22 protein-coding genes and 1 tRNA gene are annotated in these 23,132 nt (G+C 62.7%); 5 read left to right on the top strand and 18 right to left on the bottom strand.

Features of this window, described 5'->3' with window-relative positions; genetic code table 11:
- Positions 1 to 124 precede the first annotated feature (124 nt).
- The 3 genes from P9228_RS28975 to xylF form a co-directional block, all read right to left on the bottom strand.
- Positions 125 to 925, bottom strand: coding sequence for an ATP-binding cassette domain-containing protein (locus P9228_RS28975; RefSeq protein ID WP_067002105.1), 801 nt, complete (start codon positions 923 to 925; stop codon positions 125 to 127).
- A gap of 13 nt (positions 926 to 938) precedes the next feature.
- Complete coding sequence (locus P9228_RS28980; protein WP_278056860.1) at positions 939 to 2,303, bottom strand: sugar ABC transporter permease; 1,365 nt, start codon at positions 2,301 to 2,303, stop codon at positions 939 to 941.
- 235 nt (positions 2,304 to 2,538) lie between these two features.
- The gene (gene xylF, locus P9228_RS28985; RefSeq protein WP_127247164.1) at positions 2,539 to 3,579 is read right to left on the bottom strand and encodes a D-xylose ABC transporter substrate-binding protein; all 1,041 of its coding nucleotides are present in this window, start codon (positions 3,577 to 3,579) and stop codon (positions 2,539 to 2,541) included.
- A gap of 347 nt (positions 3,580 to 3,926) precedes the next feature.
- Here xylF and P9228_RS28990 point away from each other — a divergent pair, with 347 nt between their 5' ends.
- Both P9228_RS28990 and P9228_RS28995 read left to right on the top strand, forming a co-directional pair.
- On the top strand, positions 3,927 to 5,168 hold the full coding sequence (locus P9228_RS28990) for an ROK family transcriptional regulator (RefSeq protein ID WP_278056861.1): 1,242 nt from the start codon (positions 3,927 to 3,929) through the stop codon (positions 5,166 to 5,168).
- An 18-nt stretch (positions 5,169 to 5,186) separates the two neighbouring features.
- On the top strand, positions 5,187 to 5,546 hold the full coding sequence (locus P9228_RS28995; protein WP_278056862.1) for a hypothetical protein: 360 nt from the start codon (positions 5,187 to 5,189) through the stop codon (positions 5,544 to 5,546).
- Here P9228_RS28995 and phoB read toward each other — a convergent pair.
- The 7 genes from phoB to P9228_RS29030 form a co-directional block, all read right to left on the bottom strand.
- Positions 5,543 to 6,232: a phosphate regulon transcriptional regulator PhoB gene (gene phoB / locus P9228_RS29000; RefSeq protein ID WP_010911896.1), complete on the bottom strand. Its 690-nt coding sequence runs from the start codon at positions 6,230 to 6,232 to the stop codon at positions 5,543 to 5,545. The two genes, P9228_RS28995 and phoB, sit on opposite strands and share 4 nt — an antisense overlap.
- 19 nt (positions 6,233 to 6,251) lie before the next feature.
- Positions 6,252 to 6,956, bottom strand: a complete 705-nt coding sequence (gene phoU, locus P9228_RS29005) for a phosphate signaling complex protein PhoU (protein WP_278056864.1) — start codon at positions 6,954 to 6,956, stop codon at positions 6,252 to 6,254.
- 20 nt (positions 6,957 to 6,976) lie between these two features.
- Positions 6,977 to 7,780, bottom strand: a complete 804-nt coding sequence (gene pstB, locus P9228_RS29010) for a phosphate ABC transporter ATP-binding protein PstB (RefSeq protein WP_067002093.1) — start codon at positions 7,778 to 7,780, stop codon at positions 6,977 to 6,979.
- Positions 7,777 to 8,628 carry a phosphate ABC transporter permease PstA gene (pstA, locus tag P9228_RS29015; protein ID WP_095824034.1) on the bottom strand — a complete coding sequence of 284 codons (852 nt, stop codon included), beginning with the start codon at positions 8,626 to 8,628 and terminating at the stop codon, positions 7,777 to 7,779. The genes pstB and pstA overlap by 4 nt, the downstream gene beginning before the upstream one ends.
- Positions 8,629 to 8,631: 3 nt before the next feature.
- Complete coding sequence (gene pstC / locus P9228_RS29020; RefSeq protein WP_067002087.1) at positions 8,632 to 9,618, bottom strand: phosphate ABC transporter permease subunit PstC; 987 nt, start codon at positions 9,616 to 9,618, stop codon at positions 8,632 to 8,634.
- A 62-nt stretch (positions 9,619 to 9,680) separates the two neighbouring features.
- Positions 9,681 to 10,739: a phosphate ABC transporter substrate-binding protein PstS gene (pstS, locus tag P9228_RS29025; protein ID WP_127241371.1), complete on the bottom strand. Its 1,059-nt coding sequence runs from the start codon at positions 10,737 to 10,739 to the stop codon at positions 9,681 to 9,683.
- Between the two features lie 519 nt (positions 10,740 to 11,258).
- Positions 11,259 to 14,636: a response regulator gene (locus P9228_RS29030; RefSeq protein ID WP_278056867.1), complete on the bottom strand. Its 3,378-nt coding sequence runs from the start codon at positions 14,634 to 14,636 to the stop codon at positions 11,259 to 11,261.
- 640 nt (positions 14,637 to 15,276) lie between these two features.
- On the opposite strand from P9228_RS29030, the gene P9228_RS29035 reads away from it, so the two are divergent.
- Positions 15,277 to 15,498, top strand: coding sequence for a hypothetical protein (locus tag P9228_RS29035; RefSeq protein WP_067002082.1), 222 nt, complete (start codon positions 15,277 to 15,279; stop codon positions 15,496 to 15,498).
- Between the two features lie 92 nt (positions 15,499 to 15,590).
- Here the strand turns inward: P9228_RS29035 and P9228_RS29040 are convergent, their stop codons facing one another.
- The 6 genes from P9228_RS29040 to P9228_RS29065 all read right to left on the bottom strand — a co-directional run bounded on the left by P9228_RS29040 (position 15,591) and on the right by P9228_RS29065 (position 20,279).
- Positions 15,591 to 15,977, bottom strand: a complete 387-nt coding sequence (locus P9228_RS29040) for a hypothetical protein (RefSeq protein WP_278056868.1) — start codon at positions 15,975 to 15,977, stop codon at positions 15,591 to 15,593.
- A gap of 255 nt (positions 15,978 to 16,232) precedes the next feature.
- Positions 16,233 to 17,135, bottom strand: coding sequence for a glutathione S-transferase family protein (locus tag P9228_RS29045; RefSeq protein WP_067319300.1), 903 nt, complete (start codon positions 17,133 to 17,135; stop codon positions 16,233 to 16,235).
- A gap of 21 nt (positions 17,136 to 17,156) precedes the next feature.
- Entirely contained in the window at positions 17,157 to 17,738 is a 582-nt protein-coding gene (locus tag P9228_RS29050; protein ID WP_095824037.1) for a VOC family protein, read from the bottom strand.
- Between the two features lie 764 nt (positions 17,739 to 18,502).
- Positions 18,503 to 18,685: a hypothetical protein gene (locus P9228_RS29055; protein WP_067002221.1), complete on the bottom strand. Its 183-nt coding sequence runs from the start codon at positions 18,683 to 18,685 to the stop codon at positions 18,503 to 18,505.
- A gap of 213 nt (positions 18,686 to 18,898) precedes the next feature.
- Positions 18,899 to 19,501 carry a hypothetical protein gene (locus P9228_RS29060; protein WP_278056870.1) on the bottom strand — a complete coding sequence of 201 codons (603 nt, stop codon included), beginning with the start codon at positions 19,499 to 19,501 and terminating at the stop codon, positions 18,899 to 18,901.
- Positions 19,502 to 19,520: 19 nt separating this feature from the next.
- Positions 19,521 to 20,279: a DUF4142 domain-containing protein gene (locus P9228_RS29065; protein WP_278056871.1), complete on the bottom strand. Its 759-nt coding sequence runs from the start codon at positions 20,277 to 20,279 to the stop codon at positions 19,521 to 19,523.
- A 415-nt stretch (positions 20,280 to 20,694) separates the two neighbouring features.
- Here P9228_RS29065 and P9228_RS29070 point away from each other — a divergent pair, with 415 nt between their 5' ends.
- Entirely contained in the window at positions 20,695 to 21,147 is a 453-nt protein-coding gene (locus P9228_RS29070) for a YidB family protein (RefSeq protein WP_278056873.1), read from the top strand.
- Between the two features lie 611 nt (positions 21,148 to 21,758).
- Positions 21,759 to 22,046, top strand: a complete 288-nt coding sequence (locus P9228_RS29075; protein WP_245307357.1) for a hypothetical protein — start codon at positions 21,759 to 21,761, stop codon at positions 22,044 to 22,046.
- Positions 22,047 to 22,405: 359 nt separating this feature from the next.
- On the opposite strand, the gene P9228_RS29080 is transcribed toward P9228_RS29075, so the two are convergent.
- Together P9228_RS29080 and P9228_RS29085 are read right to left on the bottom strand one after the other, a co-directional pair.
- Entirely contained in the window at positions 22,406 to 22,888 is a 483-nt protein-coding gene (locus tag P9228_RS29080) for a pyridoxamine 5'-phosphate oxidase family protein (protein ID WP_278056875.1), read from the bottom strand.
- 120 nt (positions 22,889 to 23,008) lie between these two features.
- Positions 23,009 to 23,083 (bottom strand) — tRNA-Glu (locus tag P9228_RS29085).
- Positions 23,084 to 23,132: the final 49 nt, after the last annotated feature.

Here is a 23,132-nt window from a genome sequence, read left to right on the forward strand (position 1 = left end):
TGCGGCCCATGGATGGTTGGCCACCTTTATGGGCAAGTCTCCGCGCCAATACAATGGCAAGGCCAACCCAACGCCGCGATTGGCTCATCAAACAAGTCGCAAATTAGCCAACCAATTTATAGTCTTAGGCCGCGATTTTCAGCGCTCCCGGGCCTGGCATGGCGCCTGGCGGGCACTTGCCCAAAATGATCATGCCGAGCACCTCGTCCTGGGTCACGTCGCTGGTGCGCGCCGTACCGACGACCTGGCCGTTCTTCATGACGCAGACCCTGTCCGCCAGCTCGAACACGTCATGGATGTCGTGGCTGATCAGGAAGATGCCGATGCCGTCGGCCTTGAGTTGCCGCACCAGTTCGCCGACCTGGGCCGTCTCCTGGGGGCCGAGCGCTGCCGTCGGCTCGTCCATGATCAGGATTCGCGCGTTGAACAGGATCGCGCGCGCGATCGCCACCGACTGCCTCTGTCCGCCGGACAGCTTGATCACCGGCTCCTTGAAGCGCTGGAAGCGCGGATTGAGCCGGCCCATCACCTTGCGCGCTTCGGCCTCCATGGCGACGTCGTCCAGCGTGCCCCAGGCGGTCATCAGCTCGCGGCCGAGGAAAAGATTGGCGGCGGCGTCGACATTGTCGGCAAGCGCCAGCGTCTGATAGATCGTCTCGATGCCGTATTTCTTGGCGTCGCGCGGGTTGGAGATTGCTGCCTCCTCGCCGTTGACGAAGATCTGCCCGGCATCGCGCTTGTAGGCGCCGGACAGTATCTTGATCAGCGTCGACTTGCCGGCGCCGTTGTGGCCGAGCAGCGCCACCACTTCGCCGGGGAAGAGATCGATGGAGGCATCGTCGACGGCGCGAATGCCGCCGAAGGCGATCGAGATGTTGCGCATGTCGACCAGCGGGGCGCCGGCGGGAGCGTTCTTGTCTGCCATGATGCTGCCTCCTTCACACCCGCTTGCGGTAGATGGTGTCGAGCCAGACCGCGATGACTAGCACGGCGCCGACGACGATGCTTTGCAGCGGCGAATCGACGCCGAGGAGCACCATGCCGGACTGCAGTGACTGCATCAGCAGCGCCCCAAGCATAGCGCCGAGCACGGTTCCCGAGCCGCCGGCGAGCGAGGTGCCTCCGATGACCGCCGCGGCGATGACCAGGAGCTCGTCCAGCGTGCCGAGCGCATTGGTCGATGAATTCTGCCGCGCCGACGATATCGCCGCGGCCATCGTCGCCAGCACGCCCATGATCATGAACACCTTCATGGTGATCCAGCGCGTGTTGATGCCGGCAAGGTTGGCCGCTTCCGGATTGCCGCCGATGGCAAAGACATAGCGGCCGAAGCGAGTGCGCTTGGTGATGAAGGTCATGACGAGGCCGACGGCGATCGCCATCAGCACCGGAATGGCGATGCCGTGGGCGATGAACAGGCCGCCTTCGGGGACCGTGATGTTGTTGGCGGCGGCGTAGCGGTTCACGATGCCGACCGGCCAGGGATAGGAATTGGCCAGCCACACCGCGCCCATGATGACGGCGCAGGTGACCGCGCCGAGCAGCGTCTCGGCCCAGATCGGACGCAGCGGGAAACGGAATCGCTTGCGCTGCACCCTGCCGTTGAACAGCGCAAACACCACGGCAACACAGGCGACGGCGCCGACGATCCAGCTCCATCTGGCGCCGATCGAGCCGGCCGGTCCGCCGCCCATCAGCTGGAAGGTGGCGTCGAGCGGCGCCACCGTCTGGCCGCTGGTGACCCACCAGGCAGCACCGCGCCAGACCAGCAGCCCGCCAAGCGTCACGATGAAGGCCGGCACTTCGAGATAGGCGATGACGAAGCCCTGGAAGGCGCCGATCAGCAGGCCGAGCGCCAGGCCGATCAACAGCGCCAGCACCCAGATCCAGGGATTGCCAAGCTCGAGCCCAACCATTCGCACCAGGAAATGCACTTGGGCAAAGCCCATGACCATGCCGATCAAACCCTCGGCGGATCCGACGGAGAGGTCGATGTTGCGCATGACGATGACCAGCACCATGCCGGAAGCCATAATGGCCACGGCCGAGGTCTGCACCGACAGGTTCCACAGGTTGCGCGGCGTCAGGAACGTTCGGCTATCGAAATCGAGCGGATTGACGCCGAGCCGCAGGCTCGAGATGACATGCAGGCCAATCCAGATGATCAGCAGCGCGCCGACCATGCCGAGCATGCGGGTGTCGAGCTCGGTCGCCTTGAGGAAGCGCCCGACGGCGCTGAGTTCGGAAGCCCGCGCGCGATCCGCCGCCGGGTTGGCCGGCGTATCAGAGGTCGTATCGGTCATGATCTCCTCCCACCGGCTTGCCGTCTGGCGCGATGCCGGACCACGATGCTAGAGCAATTCCAGGAAAAGTGCGTGGCCGCCTGGAATTGCGCGGAAACAAACGGCTGGAGCAGTTCGGCGATCCTGCCGGACAGTGAACTGCCCCAATGGTCTCCGGCTTCAGTACGCCCGAAAGCCTTTGGAGAAACGCCGCGGCTGTCGGGCCGCGGCGCTGCGTTTGAACCTGACGGCCAGCTTAGTTGCAGACCGCGACGCTGCCGGCGGCAACGCCCGCGCAGACTTCATCCTTCTTGATCCAACCCGCGTCGATGACGAGGTTGAGATTATCCTTGGTGATTGCGACCGGGGTCAGGAACAGCGACTTGACGGTGTTGCCGCCAGGCGTCGTGAAGTCCTTGGCGCCCGCGATGTCGGTCATCTTCTTGCCGTCGGCGAGCTGCGAGGCGATCTCGGCGGCGTGCTTGCCGAGCTCGCGCGCGTCCTTCCACACCGACACCGTCTGGGTGCCGAGCGCGATGCGGTTGAGCGCGGCATGGTCGCCGTCCTGGCCCGAGACCGGAACGGTGCCGGCCAGCCCTTGCGCCGTCAGAGCCGCGACGACGCCGCCGGCGGTGCCGTCATTGGCCGCCACCACCGCGTCGACCTTGTTGTCGTTGGCGGTCAGGAACTGCTCCATGTTCTTCTGCGCGTTGGCGGGCAGCCAGCCGTCGGTATAGGCTTCGCCGACATTCTTGATCTTGCCGCTGTCGATGGCTTCCTTCAGCACTTCCATCGAGCCGGAGAACAGGAAATCGGCGTTCGGGTCGGCGCCCGAGCCCTTGATGAAGACGTAATTGCCCTCGGGCTTGGCCTTGAACACCTCGCGGGCCTGCATGCGGCCGACTTCCTTGTTGTCGAAGGTCAGATAAAACACGTCCTTGTTCTCGATCAGGCGGTCGTAGCCGACGACCGGAATGCCTTCGTCGAGTGCCTTCTGCACCGCCGGTCCGATCGCCGAGGCGTCCTGCGCCAGGATGATCAGCGCATTGGCGCCCTGCGAGATCAGGCTTTCGACGTCGGTCAGCTGCTTGCCTGGATTGGACTGTGCGTCGGCGGATATATACTTGTCGCCGGCGGCCTCGATCGCCTTCTTCATCGCCGCTTCGTCGGTCTTCCAGCGCTCTTCCTGGAAATTGGACCACGAAACGCCGATCACCTTGTCCTTCGCCTCGGCGACCGACGCCAACGTCAACGACATGGCGACGCCCGCCAGCATGGCGGCTGCGAATCTCTTCATGATATCCTCCCTGCGCCCCTCGCGGCGCGACCCAGACTGGCCCGAAGGCCATTAGAGGCTTTTTTTCGAGCCTCGAAAAAATACTGATCGAACGCCAAAGCGCTGTCAACTGCAATTCTGACGGTTTTGAGGTGTCGCGTTCTTTTTTTCGAGACCCGCAATAAATAATGACAGTGCCGACCGCTTCTGCCACTATCGCGGAACAGTTCGGAGGAAGCGCAGACCGCGTCCACCGAAAATGTTAAAAAACCAGGACGGTTCGGGTGCCGGCGTCCGGGTGAATCGATCTGGCGCGTCGCCGGGTCCTGTGCATGATCGAGAGGCCGCGCTGACTGGGAGGAGAAAAAATGTCGGTCGGAATCCGCCACGACGATCTGCGCCGGCGCAACCGCGCCATGGTGCTCTCGGCCGTGCGCCGGGCCGGCCAACCGTCGCGCACGGAAATCGCCGCGACCACCGGGCTCAGCCATTCGACCATTTCGGCGATCTCTTCCGACCTGATCCAGGAAGGCATCCTGGCCGAGAGCAAGCCGAGCGAGACCGCGTCTCTGAAGCGCGGCCGGCCACAGGTGGGCCTCGCGCTCAAGCCGGAGGCGGCGGCGGTGGTAACGGTGGTGCTGTCGCTCAATTTCCTCTCGGTCGCCGTTATCGATTATGCGGGCCAGGTCATCGCCGAGGAGCAGCGCCGCCTCGATACCCTCACCATGCCGCGCAACGAGCTGATCGGCGAATGCTTGGCGATCGTGCGGCGCCGGTTGGACGATCCGGACCTCGACGTCGGCAGCGTCGCCCGCATCGCCATGGGCATCCAGGGCATCACCGATTCCCATGCCCGCGCCATGCTGTGGTCGCCGATCACGCCGCTGACCGACATTGCCTTCGCCGACATTCTTGAAAAGGAATTCGGCATTCCAGCCACCATGGAGAACGACTGCAACATGATGGCTGTGGCGCTGCAGTGGCGCGATCCCCACCGCTATCGCGACAATTTCATCGCCATCCTGCTCTCGCACGGCATCGGCATGGGCCTGGTGCTGAAGGGCGAGCTGTTCACCGGCACGCATTCTTCAGGCGGCGAGTTCGGCCACATGATCCATCGTCCGAGCGGCGCGCTTTGCCGTTGCGGACGCCGCGGCTGCGTCGAGGCCTATGCCGGCAACTACGCCATCTGGCGCAGCGCCATGAAGATGAGCGAGGACGCCGAGCCGATCGATGTCGGCGACGCCGACATGCGGGCGCTCGCCGCCAAGGCGCGCGAGACAGATGGCCCGGAGCGCGAGGCCTATCGCCGGGCCGGGGAGGCGCTGGGCTTCGGCCTCGGCAGCCTGTTCGCGCTGATCGACCCGGCGCCGGTCGCCATGGTCGGCGTCAGCGCCGCCGCCTTCGACCTGATCGAGCCGGCGCTGCGCGAGGCGATCGCCCAGACCGCCGGCGGCCAGCATTCAAATTCGATCTCCTTCGATACCGAGCCGAACGAATTGCCGCTGATCCGCGAAGGCTGCGCCGTGCGCGCGCTGACCTTCGTCGACCAGGAGATTTTCGCGCCGGGCGTGCAGGCGAGAAGCGGCGCGGGGAAGAATGTCGCCTGAGGCCGACGAGTGCCTATGATGAAGAGCTACAAGAACCGGCTTGGCGTAACCTATTATCTGCCTGACTTCGGCCCTCCCGCTCGCTGGCTCATGAGTGTCACGCCTGGGGGCGCGGATTTGCCAACCCTGTACTATTTCGAATGCGATGCCGAGAATCTTGGTCGTCGGGCAATACACATATACGCCGATGGCCGCATGCTCCTCGCATATCCCGGAGGCCTCGACGGCGACCACTTGCCCGAGGGGGAGCTGCCTACGGTGGAAGAGGCCGAGCACGATGGTTTGCAAACCCGCGAGATTGCCAAAGCGGAGTTCGACGCGCTTTGGGCTGCACTGTCTCGCCTGGAAGGCACGGATGAACTCCAGGCCGGCGGCTAATCTTCCCTGATCGCGTAGCCCGCCCCACGGATGGTACGTATGACGTCCGGCATGCGGCCGTTGTTGACCGCCTTGCGCAGGCGGCCGACATGCACGTCCACGGTGCGCTCGTCGATATAGATCGTCTCGCCCCAGACATTGTCGAGCAGCTGGCTGCGCGAGAACACCCGGCCGGGATGCCGCATCATGAATTCCAGCAGCCTGAACTCGGTCGGGCCGAGCCGGATCTCGCTCTTCTTGCGGTAGACGCGATGCGATTCGCGATCGAGCACGATGTCGCCGACCTTGAGCACGCTGGACAGCACCTCCGGCTTGGCGCGGCGCAGCAGCGCCTTGACCCTGGCCATGAATTCCGGCGTCGAGAACGGCTTGACCAGATAGTCGTCGGCGCCGGTCGAGAGGCCGCGCACCCTGTCGCTTTCCTCGCCGCGCGCGGTCAGCATGATGATCGGCAGGCGTTCGGTCTCGGGCCGCATCCTGAGGCGCCGGCAAAGCTCGATGCCGGACACCGCCGGCACCATCCAGTCGAGCACCAGAAGGTCGGGCACATTCTCCTGCAGGCGGATCTCGGCCTCGTCGCCGCGCGTCACCACCTCGACCTGATAGCCCTCGGATTCGAGGTTGTAGCGGAGCAGCACCCCCAGCGGCTCCTCGTCCTCCACCACCATGATGCGTGGCGCGATCATTTAGCAGGCACCTTCGCTGTCAGGCCGCCGGCGCCGACATCGCCGTCTCGTCCTGCTTAGGACGATTCGCGGGCAATTGCGCGCCGGTCAGCACATAGTAGGCGTTCTCGGCGATGTTGGTGACGTGGTCGCCTATGCGCTCCAGATTCTTGGCGCAGAACAACAGATGCGTGCAAGCCGTGATGTTGCGCGGATCCTCCATCATGTAGGTCAGGAGCTCGCGGAAGACGGAGGTGTATTTGACGTCGATGCGCTCGTCGTCGTTGCGGAGCTTGGCGAGCGCCGTGGCGTCGCCGGCCGTGTATTCCTCGATCACGCCCTGCACTTGGATCAGCACCAGCTGCGCCATCGAATCGATGGAGTGCGAAAGGTCGCGCGGCGCGGCGCTGATGCCGACCGAGCCGACGCGCTTAGCGATGTTCTTGGCAAGGTCGCCGATGCGCTCGAGATCGCCGGCCATCCGGATGGCGCCAACGACGCTGCGCAGGTCGTCGGCCATCGGCTGGCGTTTGGCAATCAGCGTGATGGCGCGATCGTCGAGCTCGCGTTGGCGCGCGTCCATGATGGCATCGTCGGAGACCACGCGCTGCGCCAGCGCGTTGTCGGAATTCAGCAGAGCCTTGGTCGACGCGCCGACCATCGAGCCGGCAAGATCGCCCATGTCGCGGATGAGCTGGCTGATCTGCCTCAGATCCTCGTCGAAGGAAGCGACCGTATGGGCCATGGTTATGTCCTCGTATGAACTCAGCCGAAGCGGCCGGTGATGTAGTCCTGCGTGCGCTTCTCGCGGGGCGAGGTGAAAATCTTTTCGGTCCGGTCGAATTCGATCAGCTCGCCGAGATACATGAACGCCGTCTGCCGCGAGACGCGCGCCGCCTGCTGCATGTTGTGGGTGACGATCACGATCGTGTAGTCGGCCTGCAGCTCGTCGATCAGCTCCTCGATCTTGGCGGTCGAGAGCGGATCGAGCGCCGATGCCGGCTCGTCGAGCAGGATGACCTCCGGCTTCACCGCCACGGTGCGGGCGATGCAGAGCCGCTGCTGCTGGCCGCCCGAAAGGCTCTGGCCACTGGCGTTGAGCTTGTCCTTGACCTCGTTCCACAGCGCGGCGCGCTTCAGCGCCTGTTCGACGCGATTGTCCATCTCGGCCTTGCTGATCTTCTCATACAGCCTGACGCCGAAGGCGATGTTCTCGTAGATCGACATCGGGAACGGCGTCGGCTTCTGGAACACCATGCCGATCTTGGTCCTGAGCAGGTTGAGGTCCTGCGAGCGGTCGAGGATGTTCTTGCCGTCGAGCAGCACCTGGCCTTCGGCGCTCTGCTTCGGGTAGAGCTCGTAGATGCGGTTGAGCACGCGCAGCAGCGTCGACTTTCCGCAGCCCGAAGGTCCGATGAAGGCGGTAACGCTGCGCTCGGGCAGCGACAGGTTGATGTCCTTCAGCGCCTTCGACTGGCCATAGTAGAAGTTGAGGTTCTTGACTTCGATCTTGGCCTTCTCGGCGGTCGTCTCGGCTACGTTCAGGTCGGTGGACAACATCGGTTTCATCTGTCCTCTCTGCGTCCGGTAAGGCTGCGGGCGAAGATGCTCAGCCCGAGAACCGTCAGGGTGATTATCAGTGCGCCCGTCCAGGCCAGTTGCTGCCATTCCTCATAAGGGCTCAGCGCAAACTGGAAGATGGTCACCGGCAGGCTGGCCATCGGCGCGTTGAGATTGCTCGACCAGAACTGGTTGTTGAGCGCGGTGAAGAGCAGCGGCGCCGTCTCGCCCGAAATCCGGGCGATCGCCAGCAATATACCGGTGACGATGCCGGACAGTGCGGCGCGATAGGCGACCGAGCGGATCACCACCCAGCGCGGCGCGCCGATGGCGGTGCCGGCCTCGCGCAGCGCGTTGGGCACAAGGTTCAGCATGTCCTCGGTGGTGCGCACGACGACGGGGATCACCAGGATCGACAGCGCCACCGCGCCGGCGATCGCCGAGAAATGACCCATCGGCCGCACCATCAGCTCGTAGACGAACAGGCCGACGATGATCGATGGCGCCGACAACAGGATGTCGTTGATGAAGCGCACCACCGTCGTGAGGCGCGAGAAGCGCCCGTACTCGGCCATATAGGTTCCGGCGAGCACGCCGATCGGCGTGCCGACGACGATGCCGATCACGGTCATCACGATGCTGCCGTAAATGGCGTTGAGCAGGCCGCCGGCGTCGCCGGGCGGCGGCGTCATTTCCGTGAACACCGAAAGCGAGACACCCGAGAGCCCCTTATAGAGAAGGGCGCCGAGGATCAGCGCCAGCCAGACGAGGCCGATGCCCGCCGCTATGGTGCAGAGCGCCATCATCACGGCGTTCTTGCGCTTGCGGCTTCGGTGGAGCGATGCGGCTGTCGACATCGGTCAGGCTCCCGTGCGGCTATCGATGCGCAACAGCATGTAGCGTGCGAGCGCGAGGATGATGAAGGTGATGATGAACAGGATCAGTCCGAGCGCGACCAGCGAGGACGTGTAAAGCTCGCCGTCGGCTTCGGTGAATTCGTTGGCGATGGTCGCCGAGATCGTCGTGCCGGGCGCAAACAGCGAGGCGCTGATGCGGTGCGCATTGCCGATGACGAAGGTGACGGCCATCGTCTCGCCGAGCGCGCGGCCGAGACCGAGCATGACGCCGCCCATGATGCCGACCCGCGTATAGGGAATGACCACACGCCGGGTCACTTCCCAGGTCGTGCAGCCGATGCCGTAGGCCGATTCCTTCAGCACCGCTGGCACCGTGTCGAACACGTCCTTGGTGATCGAGGTGATGAAGGGCAGCACCATGATGGCGAGGATCAGCGACGACGTCAGGAGGCCGATGCCGTAGGGCGGACCGGCAAACAGGCTGGCGAGACCCGGTATGCCGTGGAAAAGATTGATGATGAATGGCTGTACCGTCGTCTGCAGGAATGGCGCGAAGACGAACAGGCCCCAGATGCCGTAGATGATCGAGGGAATGCCGGCGAGCAGCTCGACCGCTATGCCGATCGGGCGCCTGAGCGGGCGCGGGCAGAGCTCGGTCAGGAAGACGGCGATGCCGATGCCGATCGGCACGGCAATGAGGATGGCGATGGCCGAGGTGACGACGGTGCCGTAGATGGGCGCAAGCGCGCCGAAATTCTCGGTGACCGGATTCCAGGATTCAGTCGTCAGGAAGGAGAAGCCGAACTTCGATAGCGCCTCCCACGAGCCGGCGATCAGCGAGACCGCGACGCCGCCCAGAAGAACCAGCACGAGTATGGCGGAGAGGCGCGTGACCGTTCGGAAGATCGTGTCGGTCAGGGCGAAGCGGCGCACCGTCGCTTCCCTGGTCCGTATGGCGGACGATGTCACGGCTTCGGAAACGGCTGTCATTTGCCCTCGCATTTCGAAAGAGACAGGAGGGCGCCCGAGGCGCCCTCCTTATTCCGGAGGAATTACATGCCGGAGTAGAGCGGCTTGCCGTTGCTGTCGACGATGTCCTTGCTCCACATTTCCTCGACGCTCTTCACGACCGCGTCGGGCATCGGAACATAGTCCAGCTCGGCGGCCATGTCGTCGCCCTTGGCGTAGGACCAGGCGAAGAACTTGAGCGCTTCGGTGGTGGCCGCCGCATCGTCGGGCTTCTGGTAGACGAGGATCCAGGTCGCGGAGGTCATCGGCCAGCTTTCAGCACCAGCCTGGTTGGCCAGGATGACGCCGTAGCCAGGCTTGGAGCTCCAGTCGGCATTGGCTGCAGCGGCCGAGAACGCGGCAGCGGTCGGCTCTACCTTCTTGCCATCCTTATTGATCAGGTCGGTATAGGTGAGCTTGTTCTGCTTAGCATAGGCATACTCGACATAACCGATCGCGCCACCAGTCTGCGCGACGTTGTTGGCGACGCCTTCGTTGCCCTTGGCGCCGATGCCCACCGGCCACTCGAGCGCGGTATTGACGCCGACCTTCGACTTCCAGTCGGCGCTGACTTCGGCCAGATAGTAGCTGAAGTTGAACGTGGTGCCCGAGCCGTCGGAACGGTGCACGACCGCGATCGCCTGGTCGGGCAGCTTGACGTCGGGGTTGAGCTTCTTGATCGCCTCGTCATTCCAGTTGGTGATCTTGCCGACGAAGATGTCGGCCAGCGTCGGGCCGTCGAGCACCAGTTCGCCCGGCTTGACACCTTCGAGGTTGACGACCGGAACGATGCCGCCCATCACCATCGGGAACTGCGCGAGCCCGGTCGACTTGAGATCCTCGCCCTTGAGCGGCGCGTCCGAGGCGCCGAAGGTCACGGTCTTGGCCTTGATCTGCTTGATGCCGCCACCGGAGCCGATCGACTGATAGTTGAGACCGATGCCGGTCTCCTTTTTGTAGACGTCGGCCCACTTGGCGTAGATCGGATAGGGGAAGGTAGCGCCGGCACCGGAGATGTCGGCCGCCATAGCGGCGGAGAGGGAAAGCGTAGATGCCGCAGCCATTGCAATCGCAACGGCCGCCGAGCGGATGAAATGTCTCATGTGGCCTGCTCCTGTTCGGAATATGGTCTTTCGGCAACCCTTTTCTGTCGGCGCCTGACGAGCGCAATAGACGTCGATTATTACAGTCGCATGACAGTTTCGTGTCAGCCCGGTAACGCCTGAACGGGGATGCCTTGGGGGGGCCTGCGGCCGCCATTTGCGGACCCAGCCGAAGTTTGCCGCGGGAATCAGTAGCTTGTCCGACTTTTGAATCAAAAATTATCCCGGCGGCCGGATCTCCGGCCGCCGGGAAATAAAATCCGGACGAGAGCGCGTTGCCTGTGCGCCAGAGCGGATCATGGCCTGGCCATCGCCGAAAACAGGTCCGTTGGGGTAGAGTCGACGCTGTTCCTTGCCGGCGGTCGCTGCTCCCGCCCGTAACCGAAGGGCGGAATCGACAGCAGCCATTGTCCTGACCTGGCCTTCGTTTTGTATGGTGCGATCACACCATATGTCTGCGTTGGACGCCCGCCGACGGACCTCGTCGATGACGCCGTGAACGGCCGCGCAGAAAGGCTGTTATCCGGCGCTGCGGCGGACTTCCGCGTCCGACCCGAGCCATCTTTCAAGCTTCTCGAGCAGCGCCTTCGGGCTGATCGGCTTCGGCAGGTAATCGTCCATGCCGGCTTCCAGGCAGCGCTCGCGGTCGCCCTTCAGTGCATGCGCGGTGACGCCGACGATCGGCACATGCGTGCCCATCTCGGCTTCGAGCCGGCGGATGGCCGCGGTCGCCTCCAGGCCGCTCATCTCGGGCATCGACACATCCATCAGGATCATGCGCGGGTTAAGCCTGCCGAAGGCGTCCAGCGCCTTGCGGCCGTTGCCGACGATTTCGAACTGGTATCCGGTCTCGCCCAGGATTTGCGTGAACACCATCTGGTTCACCTCGTTGTCCTCGGCGACGAGAATGTCGAGCCCGGCCTCCGCGCCGGCCAGGCGTGCACGGGCACGCGCCGGCGGCGGCTGCAGCAGGACGCGATCCGCCGCGGTCGCCTGCGCCGTGGACGCCTGCGGCGCGCCGGCCCCGGTCTCGACGTCGCCGGTCAAGGCCGGATGGATGGCCGCCGTGCTGTGGCGATGACGCTGGATGGTGGCGACCAGCGTCTCCAGCAAGATCGAGGAACGCGCCGGCTTGATCAGCTGCGCATCGATGCCGAGATCGCGGTAGGCGGCGCTGGCGAGCGACTGGTCGACCGAGGTCAGCATGATGATCGGCGTGTGCGCGAGGCCGGCGGTGTTGCGCACGATGCGCGCCATTTCGGCGCCGGTCATGCCCGGCATCTGGTAGTCGAGCACGACGCAGTCGACAGGCACGCCGTAGGCGGCAGCCGCAATCAGCACCTTCAGTCCCTCGGCTCCGCTTTCGGCCGCGCAGGAATCGAAGGTCCACGAAGCCATCTGCTCGCTGAGGATCGCGCGGTTGACGGCATTGTCGTCGACGATCAGCACGCGCGCGCCGGTCACGTCGACCGGCATGATCCGCTGCCCGCCTCGCTCGGCCCGCGGCAGCGTGACGGTGAACCAGAAGGTCGAGCCCTTGCCCTCGGCGCTGTCGACGCCGATCTCGCCGCCCATCAGCTCGACCAGCCGCGAGGTGATGGCAAGGCCGAGCCCGGTGCCCTCGTGCCGTCTTGTCGAGGAGGTGTCGACCTGGCTGAATTTCTCGAACACCAGCTTCAGCTTGTCTTCGGGAATGCCGATGCCGGTATCGGTGACCGAGATGGCGAACTTCGTCCCCGACGGAACGCGCTCGCCGGTCACGTCGACCAGCACATGGCCCTTGTCGGTGAACTTCACCGCATTGCCGAGCAGGTTGGTGACGATCTGTCGGATCCGGCCGACGTCGCCGACGAACTGCCCGTCGAGCCCGGGCTGGACGCGAACGATGAGCTCGAGGTCCTTTTCCTTGGCGCGGGTCGACACCAGCGTCGCCACATCCTCGATCGCCTCGGCAAGGTTGAAGGGCGCCGGGTCGAGCACGAGCTGGCCGGCGTCGATCTTGGAGAAGTCGAGGATGTCGTTGATGATGGTGAGCAACGCGTTGCCCGATTTGACGATGATGTCGGTGAACGTCCTCTGCTTTGGGTCGAGGTCCGACTTTGCGAGCAACTCGGCCATGCCGAGCACGCCGTTCATCGGCGTACGGATCTCGTGGCTCATATTGGCGAGGAACTCCGACTTGGCGCGGTCGGCAAGCACGGCACGCCGGCGCGCCTCGCTGAGCTCGGCCTCGCGCTGTTTCAGTTCCGTAATGTCCGTGGTCGACCCGATCAGATAGAGCGAACCGTCGGACGCGATCATCGCGCCCTTGCGCGCGAACTGGTGACGCACGCTGCCGTCCGGCAGCGTCACCTGTTCTTCGATCTCCTGCGTCTCGCCGGTGCGCAGCACCGCCAGGTCGCCGGCGACGAAAGCTTCGCCGTCCGCGCCGAAGATCTCGACGTCGGTCTTGCCGATCGCCTCTTCCTTGCTGAAGCCGGTGAGATCGCACCAGCCCTTGTTGACGTAGAATTGCCTTAGATCCGAACGCTTCGCGTAGATCGACACCGGCACGTTGTCGATCAGGTTGCGGAACACCTCGTTCTCGCTCATGCTTTCCTTGAGCGCCCGCTCGCGCGCCTTGACCTCGGTGATGTCGGTGCTGGAACCGACCAGATGCACCGATCCGTCGGTCGCGATGAGGCGGCTCTTGCGCGTCATCAGCTGCCGCACCGTGCCGTCGCGATGGCTGACAGGCTCCTCGACTTCGCGCCCCTTGCCGGTCGCGATGACCTCGGCATCGTCATGGCTGTAGCTTTCGGCGTCCTCGGCGCCGAAAAGCTGCCGGTCCGTCTTGCCGATGACGTCTTCCTTGGCAATGCCGGTCAGCGCGCACCAGGCCTTGTTGACGAACTCGATTGTAAGATCCTCGGCCTTGATGAACGCCGCCACCGGCAATTCGTCCATGACATGCCGGTAAAGGTCGATCTGCCGCATCGACTCGCGCAGCGCCTTCTCGCGGGCCTTGATGTCGGAAATGTCGACGCGCACCCCTATGAACGTGCCGTCGTCCGCTCTCATGTCGTAGACCTGGAACCAACGACCGTCGGGATTGAGCCGCTCATAGGACGAATTGGGCAGGTGGTAACGCTTCAGCATGGCGTCGAGCCAGCGTTCTTTGTCGACACCGTAGACATTGTCGATCTCGACGTCGCCGCTCGACCGGAAATAGCCGGCGGAATGACCGAGAGCGAGCGCCTCGCGTAAGGTGCGGCCCGGCTGCCAGGCCGGCTTCAGCGCCGGCAAACTGTCATGCAGCTTGCGGTTGGCGAAGACGAATTCATCGTGGCGGTCATAGATGATGACGCCGGCCGGCAGCGACTCCAGCACCGTGGCGAGATTCTTGCGCGCATCCTCTGCCTCGGTCTCGCGATGCTTCATGTCGGTGATGTCGACATAGGAGATCAGACGCTTGCCGCCGGCAAGCGGTGCAAGCGAGGCGATCAGCACGCGGCCATCATTGCGCGGCAACTGCCTGGAACCGGCAACGCCTGCCCGGATTTCGGCCTCGCGCTCGGCGATGTGGCGTTGCCAGCCCACCTCGTCGGCACCATAGGGGTCGGCGTCGCGGCTGGCCTCCATCAGCTCGCGGAAGCCGCAGCCGGCAGTGGCGCGAAGCGGATCGATCTTCCAGAAGTCGTAGAAGGCGCGGTTGATGATCTCCGCCCTGAGCTCGGCATCGAGGACAATGACGCCGATCGGCATCGAATCGACCATCAGGCGAAGATTGGCAAGCGCTTCCGAGGTCGCGGCCGCATGCTGATCGGGGGCGCGGGGGACCGCCGCCTCGCCGCGCTCGACCGCGCCTTCGAAAAAACGGGCGGCGCCCATCTCGAAAGTACCGTCCGTATCCGCCATCCCTACCCCCAGGCCGAACCCTCCCGGTTCGCCGGCGGAATGTGCCCGACAAGCATTAACGATCGGCTAACCTTAACGATTCGCAACCGAACACGCCCGATGCCGTTAACGGGTTTTAGTCGGACGCCGGTCCGATCTCGCTGCGGTAATCCGTCCGTTGGCGAACCCACCGCTGCCGGGCTATAAAATCGGTGGGGGTATAGCTGATGCTTGGTCGAATGCTGACTTTTGTTCTCTGTCCGGCGCTGCTCGCGGCGAGCGGCTGCACGCGCAGCGACGACGGAACCGTCATCATTCCAAGCCGGATGGACGTCAGGCGCATTTGGGACAAGGCCCCGCCAGGGACAACAGCTTCGCGGCAGATCGCGACGGACGTATTTCCTCAGCCGCCGAGCGCCCCGGTGAGTTCCCCCAGTCGAAGACGTGTTTCGACGGCCCCTTCCTTTCAGCCGGATTTGGCTGATGCGTCCTCCCAGCCACAGAAGGCGCTCGCCTGCCGGAATGTCAGCGAACCCGGCAAGCGCTATCGCGTGGTCTGCGAGTAGCGTCGCGGCTGCGATAAGATCGCGTGTTTCCTCACTGCGCGTGAAACCTTTGTGTGGCGTCTGGCGTTATCGGCGAAACACGAAGGGGAGCGAAGATGTCTGTTCATTTCACCGTCTCAGGCCTGACCAGAAACCTGATCCATTCGCTTGGACTGGATCACGAGCGGGCCCCGAGGCGTCTGACACCCGAGCAAAATCTATTGCTGGAATGCTATCTGGCCGGACAAATTCCGGAATCGGCCTGGAGCGACTATGTCTTCGAGATGCCGCAACTGGAAAAACACGCCAATGCCCGCCGCGGGCGCAATCCGGCGTAGCGCTGTCCAGCAGCAAAGCGCCTCTTAGAAAGCATAGCCATGTTTTCTATTGGAAATCGGCGAAGTCGAAACTGGGCAACTTGGCAGTTCTACTACTGAATTGCTTTGGCGTTGTCCTTCGGCGAATTGAATTGAAGCGTAAAGATCTTTCCCGGAATTCCTTTGGCGAGGTCCGGCGAAAAGCTGAGCGGCAGGCAATTTCGCAGGGCAGCGGTCGCCGCGTCGACATACGCCTGACGCGCCTTGTCATCCCCGTTGACCTTGATGGCCGTTGGCTTCGGCGGGCCGATCAGCGTGCCGTCGCGCTTGAAGCTGAAACTCAAGGTGACCGAGGCAGTTCCGGCTTCGGCCGGCGGCGTCCAGCACGCCTGCAGCGCCGCGCCGACCTCGTTCATCGTGTTGAGCGATGCGGCATCTGCCGGAAAAGGCATCGCCAGCAGCGCGCCTGCGATCGCTGAAAGTCTAGCCGTGCTTCTCATGGCTTTGTCCTCGCCGCTTTCGCCCGTTCGCATGGTACGATCAACGACGCTGATGACAATAGAATTTCAACCGCGCCGGCACCCGATAAAATCATGCTGCCGTGACGCTGGCGCGCCGGCGGAAAAGCAAAAAGGCCGGCGCTGAGCCGACCTTTCCTTCTCCTCGGCAATCGCGCCAGTACATCCGTGGTCGCAGCGAGGACCGAGACACTAGACAAGGGTTTGGTTAACGAAACCCTAAACCTCGCGCATTTCTTAAGCCGTGGCCTGGGCCTTCACATGGGCGATGTAGCCGCGCACGTCGCCGGCCGGCTCAGCATAGGCCTTGCCGAGCTTCTTCTCGATCGCAGCCATATAGTCCTTCGCCCAGCTGGGCAGCGCATAGTCGATGACCGCCAGAAACTCCAGTGTCGCCGCCAGACGGATGTCGGCGATCGAGGGGTTGTTGCCGCCGATGAAAGGCTTGCCGTCCCTGAAGAAGCTATGAAAGACCTCCAGCGGCTCGGCGATTGCGGCGATGGCAGCCTTTTGCGCCTCCGATTTCTTGTCGGGATGGGCATCGCTGTGGCCGACCTCGCCGGCATATTGCGGAAAGCCAAGTGCCGGATAAGTGGCCCTGGCCACATAGGGATAGAGCGTTCCGACCAGGTAGAACATGGCGCTGTCGACCATCGCCCGCTTGGCCGGCGCCTTCGGATAGAACTTGTCCAGCCCGTGCTTGTTGGCGAGGTACTGCATGATTGCGCAGCTTTCCCAAAGCACGCCTCTGGGAAGTCCTTTGTCCTCGATCATCGGAGTCAGATGCGCCGGGTTCCGCGCCAGGAATTCCGGCGTGCGCGTCAGGCCCCAGGCGTCGGTCTCGGCATGGTCGAGCCCGGCCGCTCGCGTGAACACCCGGACCGTCATGTTGTTGACGCTGGGCCTTAGCATGCTGAGCTTGACCGCGGGCTTCTTCGCCGGCTTCGCCTTGGCTTTAAACGCTGCCTTTGCCGTTGCTTTAGACGCGGCTTTTGCCGTCGCTTTAGGCGCGGCTTTTGCGCCCGGCTTGACTGCGTTGGCCGACATCTTGGCGGCAGTCACCTTTGCCGCCGGCTTTGCCATCTTCGCTGCCGGCTTGGCGGCGGCCTTCTTCGTTCCCTTCGTTGCAGCCTTTGCCATCTGGTCCTCCCTCTGACCTGTTCAGTATGGATTTTTCGCCGCCCGGTTCTCGGACAATGTTTCGCGCGATCGCTCGACCAGCGCCTGGATGGCGTCGGCAAGGTGCGCCTCGGCGATATTGTAGTCGCCGCGCGCAACGCGGATCTTGTGCGCCGCCATCAGCACGTCGGCATGGCTGAAGCCCGCGGGCGGCTCGAACCGGTAGGAGGCAAGCTCGATCAGCAGCCCAAGCGGATCCTCGAAATAGATCGAATCCATGAAGCCGCGATCCTTGACGCCGCTGTGCTTGATGGCGCGCTCGTCGAGCCGGCCGACTGCCTGCAGGAACGTCACGCGCGACACCGAGAACGCGATGTGGTGGACACAGCCGGTATCGGTCGGCGTGCGCCGCTTGACCGCGCTACGGCTCTCGTCGGTGAAGACGGTGATCAGCCGGCCATCGCCCGGGTCGAAATAGAGGTGGCTTTCGCTCGCCTTGTCGAGATTGGGCTGCTCGAAGATGAATGGCATGCCGAGCACGCCTTCCCAGAAATCGATGGAGGTCTGGCGATCGGCGCCGACCAGCGTGATGTGATGGACGCCTTGCGACTGCAGTTTTTGCATTGGCTCCTCCCGGCCCCGCCGCGCCTGCCGCCGGACGATGTGGTCAGGCAGCCTTTAAATCGGCGCCCGGCAGGCGACCGCCGCACGGCTTCCCCCTTGGTTCCGCAATCCGCATCCTGCTGGATCGCGGCCGAAACTTTGATTATCGGATGCTAATTCAATCCGAGGCGTTGCGCCAGAAGCGGCGACACGGCATCGCCCCAGCAGGTCATCGCCGGCCGCAAGGAGGATGCACAAGGCTCTCTTTGCACCATGCTCGATGGCCGGCCGGGTCAGCGGAACCGCCTGCCCGACACCGCCGTTTGCAACGATGGCATTGGCTGACGACATCCAAATGGCGGAACGCCATATTCTGTAGGCCGAGCAGCACATCAAGCGCCAGCGCGCGCGCATCGCTGCGCTAAAGCGCCGCCGGTTGCCGCGATGCAAGGCGTCCAGCTTTTTGCAGTTGCTTGAAGACGCCCAATTGATGCACCTGCATCATCTGTCGCTGTTATTGGAGAGAGCGTCTCGTGAACGGACCCGAGCCGGCATTTAGACTTTTGGTTCAGCGTCGGCAGCCGACGGAAGCCCTATTTGTAGACCGTCCTTGAAGACGCCCGAACTGGCGACACCGCTACGCTTTCATGTCGCCGATCAGCGAAGCTTCTCAGCGATAGCGGCGACGCTCACGCCGTCCTCGCGCCGCATGGCTCTTCATGGTAGCCGGCTTTCGGGCGCCCGCAGCGCGGACACTCTCTCAATCTACCTTCGAAGAAGAAGCACTACTCCGACTTCGCCGGGGTTTCTTTCTTGATTTCCGTCGATGTTGACGTGTCGGACTTGTCAACACTCGCCGTCTGCTGCGCGTCGACTGAGGCTTGATCCTTCGCGTGTGCCGGGCAATTGGCTGACGCTGCAGAGACGGACAGGCCCAGCGCTAAGATCGTTCCGAGGAAGGCTTTCATCATCATCCTCCTTTTGGCAAGTGACATAGCGTAACCCGCGCGTTGCGCGCCGCAAAATCACTTTTCACTCCCCGCATCACAGCTGGCTCGCGCGTCGAGGCCGCAGAGAACTTTATTGAGCGGATGGACCGAGCTGCGTTGCTCCGGGCATGGAGGCGCTGTCTACGCGCCAGAGCGTGAAGCCCCCAAGCCCTTCGCCTGGGGGCGATATGGTCAAACGCGATTTGCGTAGCGCGCCCGATCGCGTTCGATCTCGTCGGCGGTGTAGTTTTCGGCGCCAGCGTCAAAGCTCGTCCAACCGTCGGCTTCGTAGGCACTGCGGCGATCTTCCAAGTTCACCGATCTTGATTGACCGAGGATGCTCTCGGCTTCGCCGGCCAACGCGTCGCTAACCTTGGCCGTGACCAACGTCCCGCCGCGGCGCACACCTTCGGCGTAGACATGAGCATCCCTTTCCGGGACCCCGGAGTCGGTAAGGGCTCCGACGATGCCCCCGGCAGCCCCGCCGACAACTGCGCCCCCCAATGCGCCTGCAGCGGTAGCGGCGAGCCACCCTGCGGCGACAACAGGGCCCACGCCTGGGATAGCCATGATCCCAAGCCCCGTCAGCAACCCGCCGGCGCCGCCAATGAGGGCGCCCACACCGGCGCCGCCAGCCGCATCTTCGGCGGCATTCGAGCGATCATCTTGGTACCAGCCGGTCGAGTTATTGGCGACGATGCTGATGTCGGAATGCGGAACGCCGATGGCTTCGAGTTCACCGACGGCATCGGAAGCGTCCTCATAATTGTCAAATAGTCCGGTCACGGTTCTCATGGTTGAACTCCAATCCGTTTCAGTTGCTGCCGGCAACGACGTTGCCTTGATAATCGAGCGCCACGGTTGTCTTCTTTCCGTCCTTGGTGGCCTGACCGCGCCAGATGCCTTGATCGTCCTTGGTTAGCGCTGAGACATCCGAGAAGCCGGCATCCTGGATCCGGCTCTTGGCCTGGTCTTCGGTGAAGCTATTGGCGCCTGGCACCGGAGCAGCCGGATTTTTTGTGTCGGTCGTGGTGACGGCGGGAGTTGTCGAACTCGTCGTCGTGCCGGTTTCATCGTCCATGGTGGAAGCGATCTTCTCGATCATTTCCTTATGCATTTTGAGTGTGGGCAAGGTCTCCGATGCGAACGCCTTGAGCTGGGGATTGTCGCCATCCTTAGCGTAGTTCTCGAACAGCTCCACGGCATCCGCGTGCGCATCACGCTGCATCTGCACATAGGTCCTTTCGACCGGATCCTTGCCGTTCTGAAGGGCGTCGAGGTCGCTCTTGTGCTTGGCATCCGTCTCGGCGGGCACTTTGAGCTTCTGCTCGCCGGCAATCGTTTCGAGTTTTGCATTGGCCGCCCCATGATCGTCGATCATCTTTTGGGCGAAGTCTTTGACCGCCTGACCCTGGGCTTTGGCTTGGGCGATCTTACTCGACTCGACCTCGAACATGCCCCCGCTGGCAGCCTTGTCGACGAACCCCTGGGCATCGTCGGCGGCAAAGGCAGGCACTGCAAATGTGATGGCGGCGGCTGTGGTCAGCGCAACCAGTAGATGGCGATTTTTCATGGAGAAGTTCCTAGTTGGGCAGATGTGCTGCGAACCCAACAAGCAACCCACACCTTTGTTCCGAGCGCGGTTTGATTTAGCGAGGAGTACCGGCATTCTTTTCCCTAGGACCCGGCTGCCGGGTTTTCGGTCCCGCCACGCTCCTGAACAAAAGCCAATAGGATCGCGGCCAGCAGGATTCTTTCAGTATGGCTTGTCGCCAGTGGCAAGCAGGTTGAAGGGGGTGCCACCGGAGATTTTTGCGGCTTTCCGAGCGGCCTTCGTCCAGGACTTTATGCGTCTAAATCAAGCGGCTCGTGATCCAGACTGTTGATCGCAAGATGACCTCGCTTGCTGGCCTCTCGGCAAACTTTTCACGTTAGACGGAACCTTTGTGATCACCGGCTCTTCCCTTGTAATTGCTGGGAGGCAATCAATGGCAAACCTGGGAAGACTGGCTGTCGCCATATTGGGCATTCTCGCCTACCAAAATCGCGACAAGATCGGAGAGCTGCTCCGTGGCGCGGGAAATCGCGATCCAAACAGTCTGCAGGGAGGGATCTTGGATCAGCTGTCCAAAGGCGTATCGGGGACGGCGCTTGGGGATATTGTCGACCGCTTCAGAAATGCGGGAGCCAGTTCCAAGGTGGATTCTTGGGTTAGTAGCGGACCCAACCAGCCGATCGAGCCGAAAGAGGTCGAGGCGGCAATAGACGACGAAACGCTCGCTTCTCTTTCAATGCAGACCGGCTTGTCCCGCGATGAGCTGATAGCCAGGATAACCAGGGACTTGCCCGAGGCGGTCAACAAACTGACGCCCAATGGCGAACTGCCACCCGCGGGGCCCGACGATGTCACCCTGCTCGATCCGGTGCCACCACAGCGTTGATGGCGCGGCAAGGTCACACTCCAAGTCCGTCAGCGTTTGCGAAAAGCCTGTCTTGAGAAGCGCGAGGACTTGCAACGGTCATGGCGCAACTCATCCCGCTTTCGCAGGTGAGCGGTTTGCCGCTTCCGTTTGGGAGCGTGCTGACTATGAGCGGTCAATCCCATCAGGGGTGTAGCCGCAGAGGCAACCAAAGGTCCCTCGCTTGCGCTCATTAATCGCGACGGCGTTTATTAGCTACACCTAAAGTTCTGATGTCAGCCGTCGAAAGGTGGCGCATAGTACAGACTTGCCCCTTGCCCACATGGGGTAAAAGGCCCGGCCTGTCTGCCCTAGGTCCCCCGATATGCCACAGGCCGGGCGCCCCCATCTTTAGGCTGCACTGTTCCGCGCCGCCTTTTTCAGCAAGCGCGATAGATGCACGTCGTGAAGCTCCTGAACGCTTTGAAGAAGTTCGCAATTCAAGCGCCTTGATGGTGGGCAATTCGAGGCGTTGTATTTCGGCTGGGAAACAAAGAAGCGTTAGCCTGCATGGTGGAGGCCACTGAACAGGCGGGGGCTAATCCGTCTTTGCGCCTACGGCAGATAGATGAGCCGCTTCTCCAATCGATACGATGAATCCCATCATTGCCCGATGCTACTTTGAGGAGGCAACCGGTTTTGCAGCCCTGGCAGCTAGTAGGCTTGAGGGGTTGGATATGAGCAGAACGACTCTCGTTGCGATTGCTTTCCTCGTCATCAGCATCGGCCCGACCGAAGCCAATGGCCATAAAGTTTTGCCGGTTTGCACCGCGTCGAGCTCACTGTCCGAGGTCTTGCATGGCAAGTGTTTTCTCGTCAAAGGCTCGATGATCTATGGCGACATCGCCGATCTTTCCCAGATAATCCAATTGGGATGGTAGCCAAGGCCGAATCGGTGGCTAGACGCTATCGCATGACTGAGCCACGCCGTTTCTTACCGGGAAATAGCGCAGCGCCTTCCTCTCATGGGACAGCGCGGAAACAGGGGCTTCAAAGCCCAGGGGCAAAAAGCGGCGCTCCGATAACGTCGAGTATAACGCCAGGCGCGCGCCAGTGGCGGATTCGTGCGCCTATCTTCCATCCCGGCGCGTAACGCATTGCCGCCGCAAACTGGCGCGGTTCATTCTGGTCGCGAGCCCATAGAGTGGATGCGTGGTTGCATTCCAGGCTGGAGGCCTTTGCCGCATCAACCGAGAATCAAGCAGAAATTACGCGGCCGACAGCCTGTCGCGACCGGCCCCTAAAGGTCGACCTTGGCGACATTATCCTTGTATTCCTGCTTCGGGTCATTTCCGAGCAGCATCTTGATGCCCGAAACCACGCTCGACGCATCGAGCCAGATTTCGGCTCGGTCCGGATCGAAGCGCAACAGCGTGAGTTTCGGATCGTCTTTGCCGCCCTCGAACCATGCTTCGACATAGGGGTTCCAGAGCCGATCGATCACAGCCCGATCATTGTCGACGCGAAGCTTGCCCTGCACCGTTGCGAAGAGGTCATGTCCCTTGGAGACGAACGTGGCCGTTGCCTGTTCGCCGCCGGAAAGGCCCATCGGAAGCTCCGTGTCTTTCGCCGTGAAAAACCAGATCGGACCGGTATCGTCCTTCTCCAGTTGTGCCGTCATGGGCCGAGGGATGATGTTGGAGCCGTCGAGGCCGATCATCATCGTCATGTCCGATTTCAGTGCTTTCCAGAATTTCGCTTCGAGCTCAGCGGGTGTCGGCATGTCTCATCCTTTCACTGAAAGAAAGGCAAACGGCCGACGGTGCTGTGTGTTCCTTCGCGCATTGCCTGGCTAAGGCTTCTCGATCGCTATTCGACGCGGCAGCTAAATTATTGGAATCAATGGTACGCCCAAGGGGAATCGAACCCCTGTTCCCGCCGTGAGAGGGCGGTGTCCTGACCGCTAGACGATGGGCGCGCTCAAGAACCGGCTACATAGGATGAAGGCCGGAAAAAAGCAACTGGGG

The sequence above is a fragment of the Mesorhizobium sp. WSM4898 genome (assembly GCF_029625845.1).
Lineage (GTDB): Bacteria > Pseudomonadota > Alphaproteobacteria > Rhizobiales > Rhizobiaceae > Mesorhizobium.

What these genes read in the sequence shown, in the direction of transcription:
- P9228_RS29040 (WP_278056868.1), bottom strand. Translation starts at nt 15,977, where the DNA reads ATGAGAAGCACGGCTAGACTTTCAGCGATCGCAGGCGCGCTGCTGGCG.
- P9228_RS29075 (WP_245307357.1), top strand. Translation starts at nt 21,759, where the DNA reads ATGAATCCCATCATTGCCCGATGCTACTTTGAGGAGGCAACCGGTTTT.
- P9228_RS28990 (WP_278056861.1), top strand. Translation starts at nt 3,927, where the DNA reads ATGTCGGTCGGAATCCGCCACGACGATCTGCGCCGGCGCAACCGCGCC.
- P9228_RS29080 (WP_278056875.1), bottom strand. Translation starts at nt 22,888, where the DNA reads ATGCCGACACCCGCTGAGCTCGAAGCGAAATTCTGGAAAGCACTGAAA.
- P9228_RS29035 (WP_067002082.1), top strand. Translation starts at nt 15,277, where the DNA reads ATGTCTGTTCATTTCACCGTCTCAGGCCTGACCAGAAACCTGATCCAT.
- pstS (WP_127241371.1), bottom strand. Translation starts at nt 10,739, where the DNA reads ATGAGACATTTCATCCGCTCGGCGGCCGTTGCGATTGCAATGGCTGCG.
- P9228_RS29070 (WP_278056873.1), top strand. Translation starts at nt 20,695, where the DNA reads ATGGCAAACCTGGGAAGACTGGCTGTCGCCATATTGGGCATTCTCGCC.
- P9228_RS29030 (WP_278056867.1), bottom strand. Translation starts at nt 14,636, where the DNA reads ATGGCGGATACGGACGGTACTTTCGAGATGGGCGCCGCCCGTTTTTTC.
- P9228_RS29060 (WP_278056870.1), bottom strand. Translation starts at nt 19,501, where the DNA reads ATGAGAACCGTGACCGGACTATTTGACAATTATGAGGACGCTTCCGAT.
- P9228_RS29055 (WP_067002221.1), bottom strand. Translation starts at nt 18,685, where the DNA reads ATGAAAGCCTTCCTCGGAACGATCTTAGCGCTGGGCCTGTCCGTCTCT.
- phoB (WP_010911896.1), bottom strand. Translation starts at nt 6,232, where the DNA reads ATGATCGCGCCACGCATCATGGTGGTGGAGGACGAGGAGCCGCTGGGG.
- P9228_RS29050 (WP_095824037.1), bottom strand. Translation starts at nt 17,738, where the DNA reads ATGCAAAAACTGCAGTCGCAAGGCGTCCATCACATCACGCTGGTCGGC.
- pstB (WP_067002093.1), bottom strand. Translation starts at nt 7,780, where the DNA reads ATGAAACCGATGTTGTCCACCGACCTGAACGTAGCCGAGACGACCGCC.
- P9228_RS28975 (WP_067002105.1), bottom strand. Translation starts at nt 925, where the DNA reads ATGGCAGACAAGAACGCTCCCGCCGGCGCCCCGCTGGTCGACATGCGC.
- P9228_RS29065 (WP_278056871.1), bottom strand. Translation starts at nt 20,279, where the DNA reads ATGAAAAATCGCCATCTACTGGTTGCGCTGACCACAGCCGCCGCCATC.
- P9228_RS28995 (WP_278056862.1), top strand. Translation starts at nt 5,187, where the DNA reads ATGAAGAGCTACAAGAACCGGCTTGGCGTAACCTATTATCTGCCTGAC.
- xylF (WP_127247164.1), bottom strand. Translation starts at nt 3,579, where the DNA reads ATGAAGAGATTCGCAGCCGCCATGCTGGCGGGCGTCGCCATGTCGTTG.
- pstA (WP_095824034.1), bottom strand. Translation starts at nt 8,628, where the DNA reads ATGTCGACAGCCGCATCGCTCCACCGAAGCCGCAAGCGCAAGAACGCC.
- pstC (WP_067002087.1), bottom strand. Translation starts at nt 9,618, where the DNA reads ATGACAGCCGTTTCCGAAGCCGTGACATCGTCCGCCATACGGACCAGG.
- P9228_RS28980 (WP_278056860.1), bottom strand. Translation starts at nt 2,303, where the DNA reads ATGACCGATACGACCTCTGATACGCCGGCCAACCCGGCGGCGGATCGC.
- phoU (WP_278056864.1), bottom strand. Translation starts at nt 6,956, where the DNA reads ATGGCCCATACGGTCGCTTCCTTCGACGAGGATCTGAGGCAGATCAGC.
- P9228_RS29045 (WP_067319300.1), bottom strand. Translation starts at nt 17,135, where the DNA reads ATGGCAAAGGCTGCAACGAAGGGAACGAAGAAGGCCGCCGCCAAGCCG.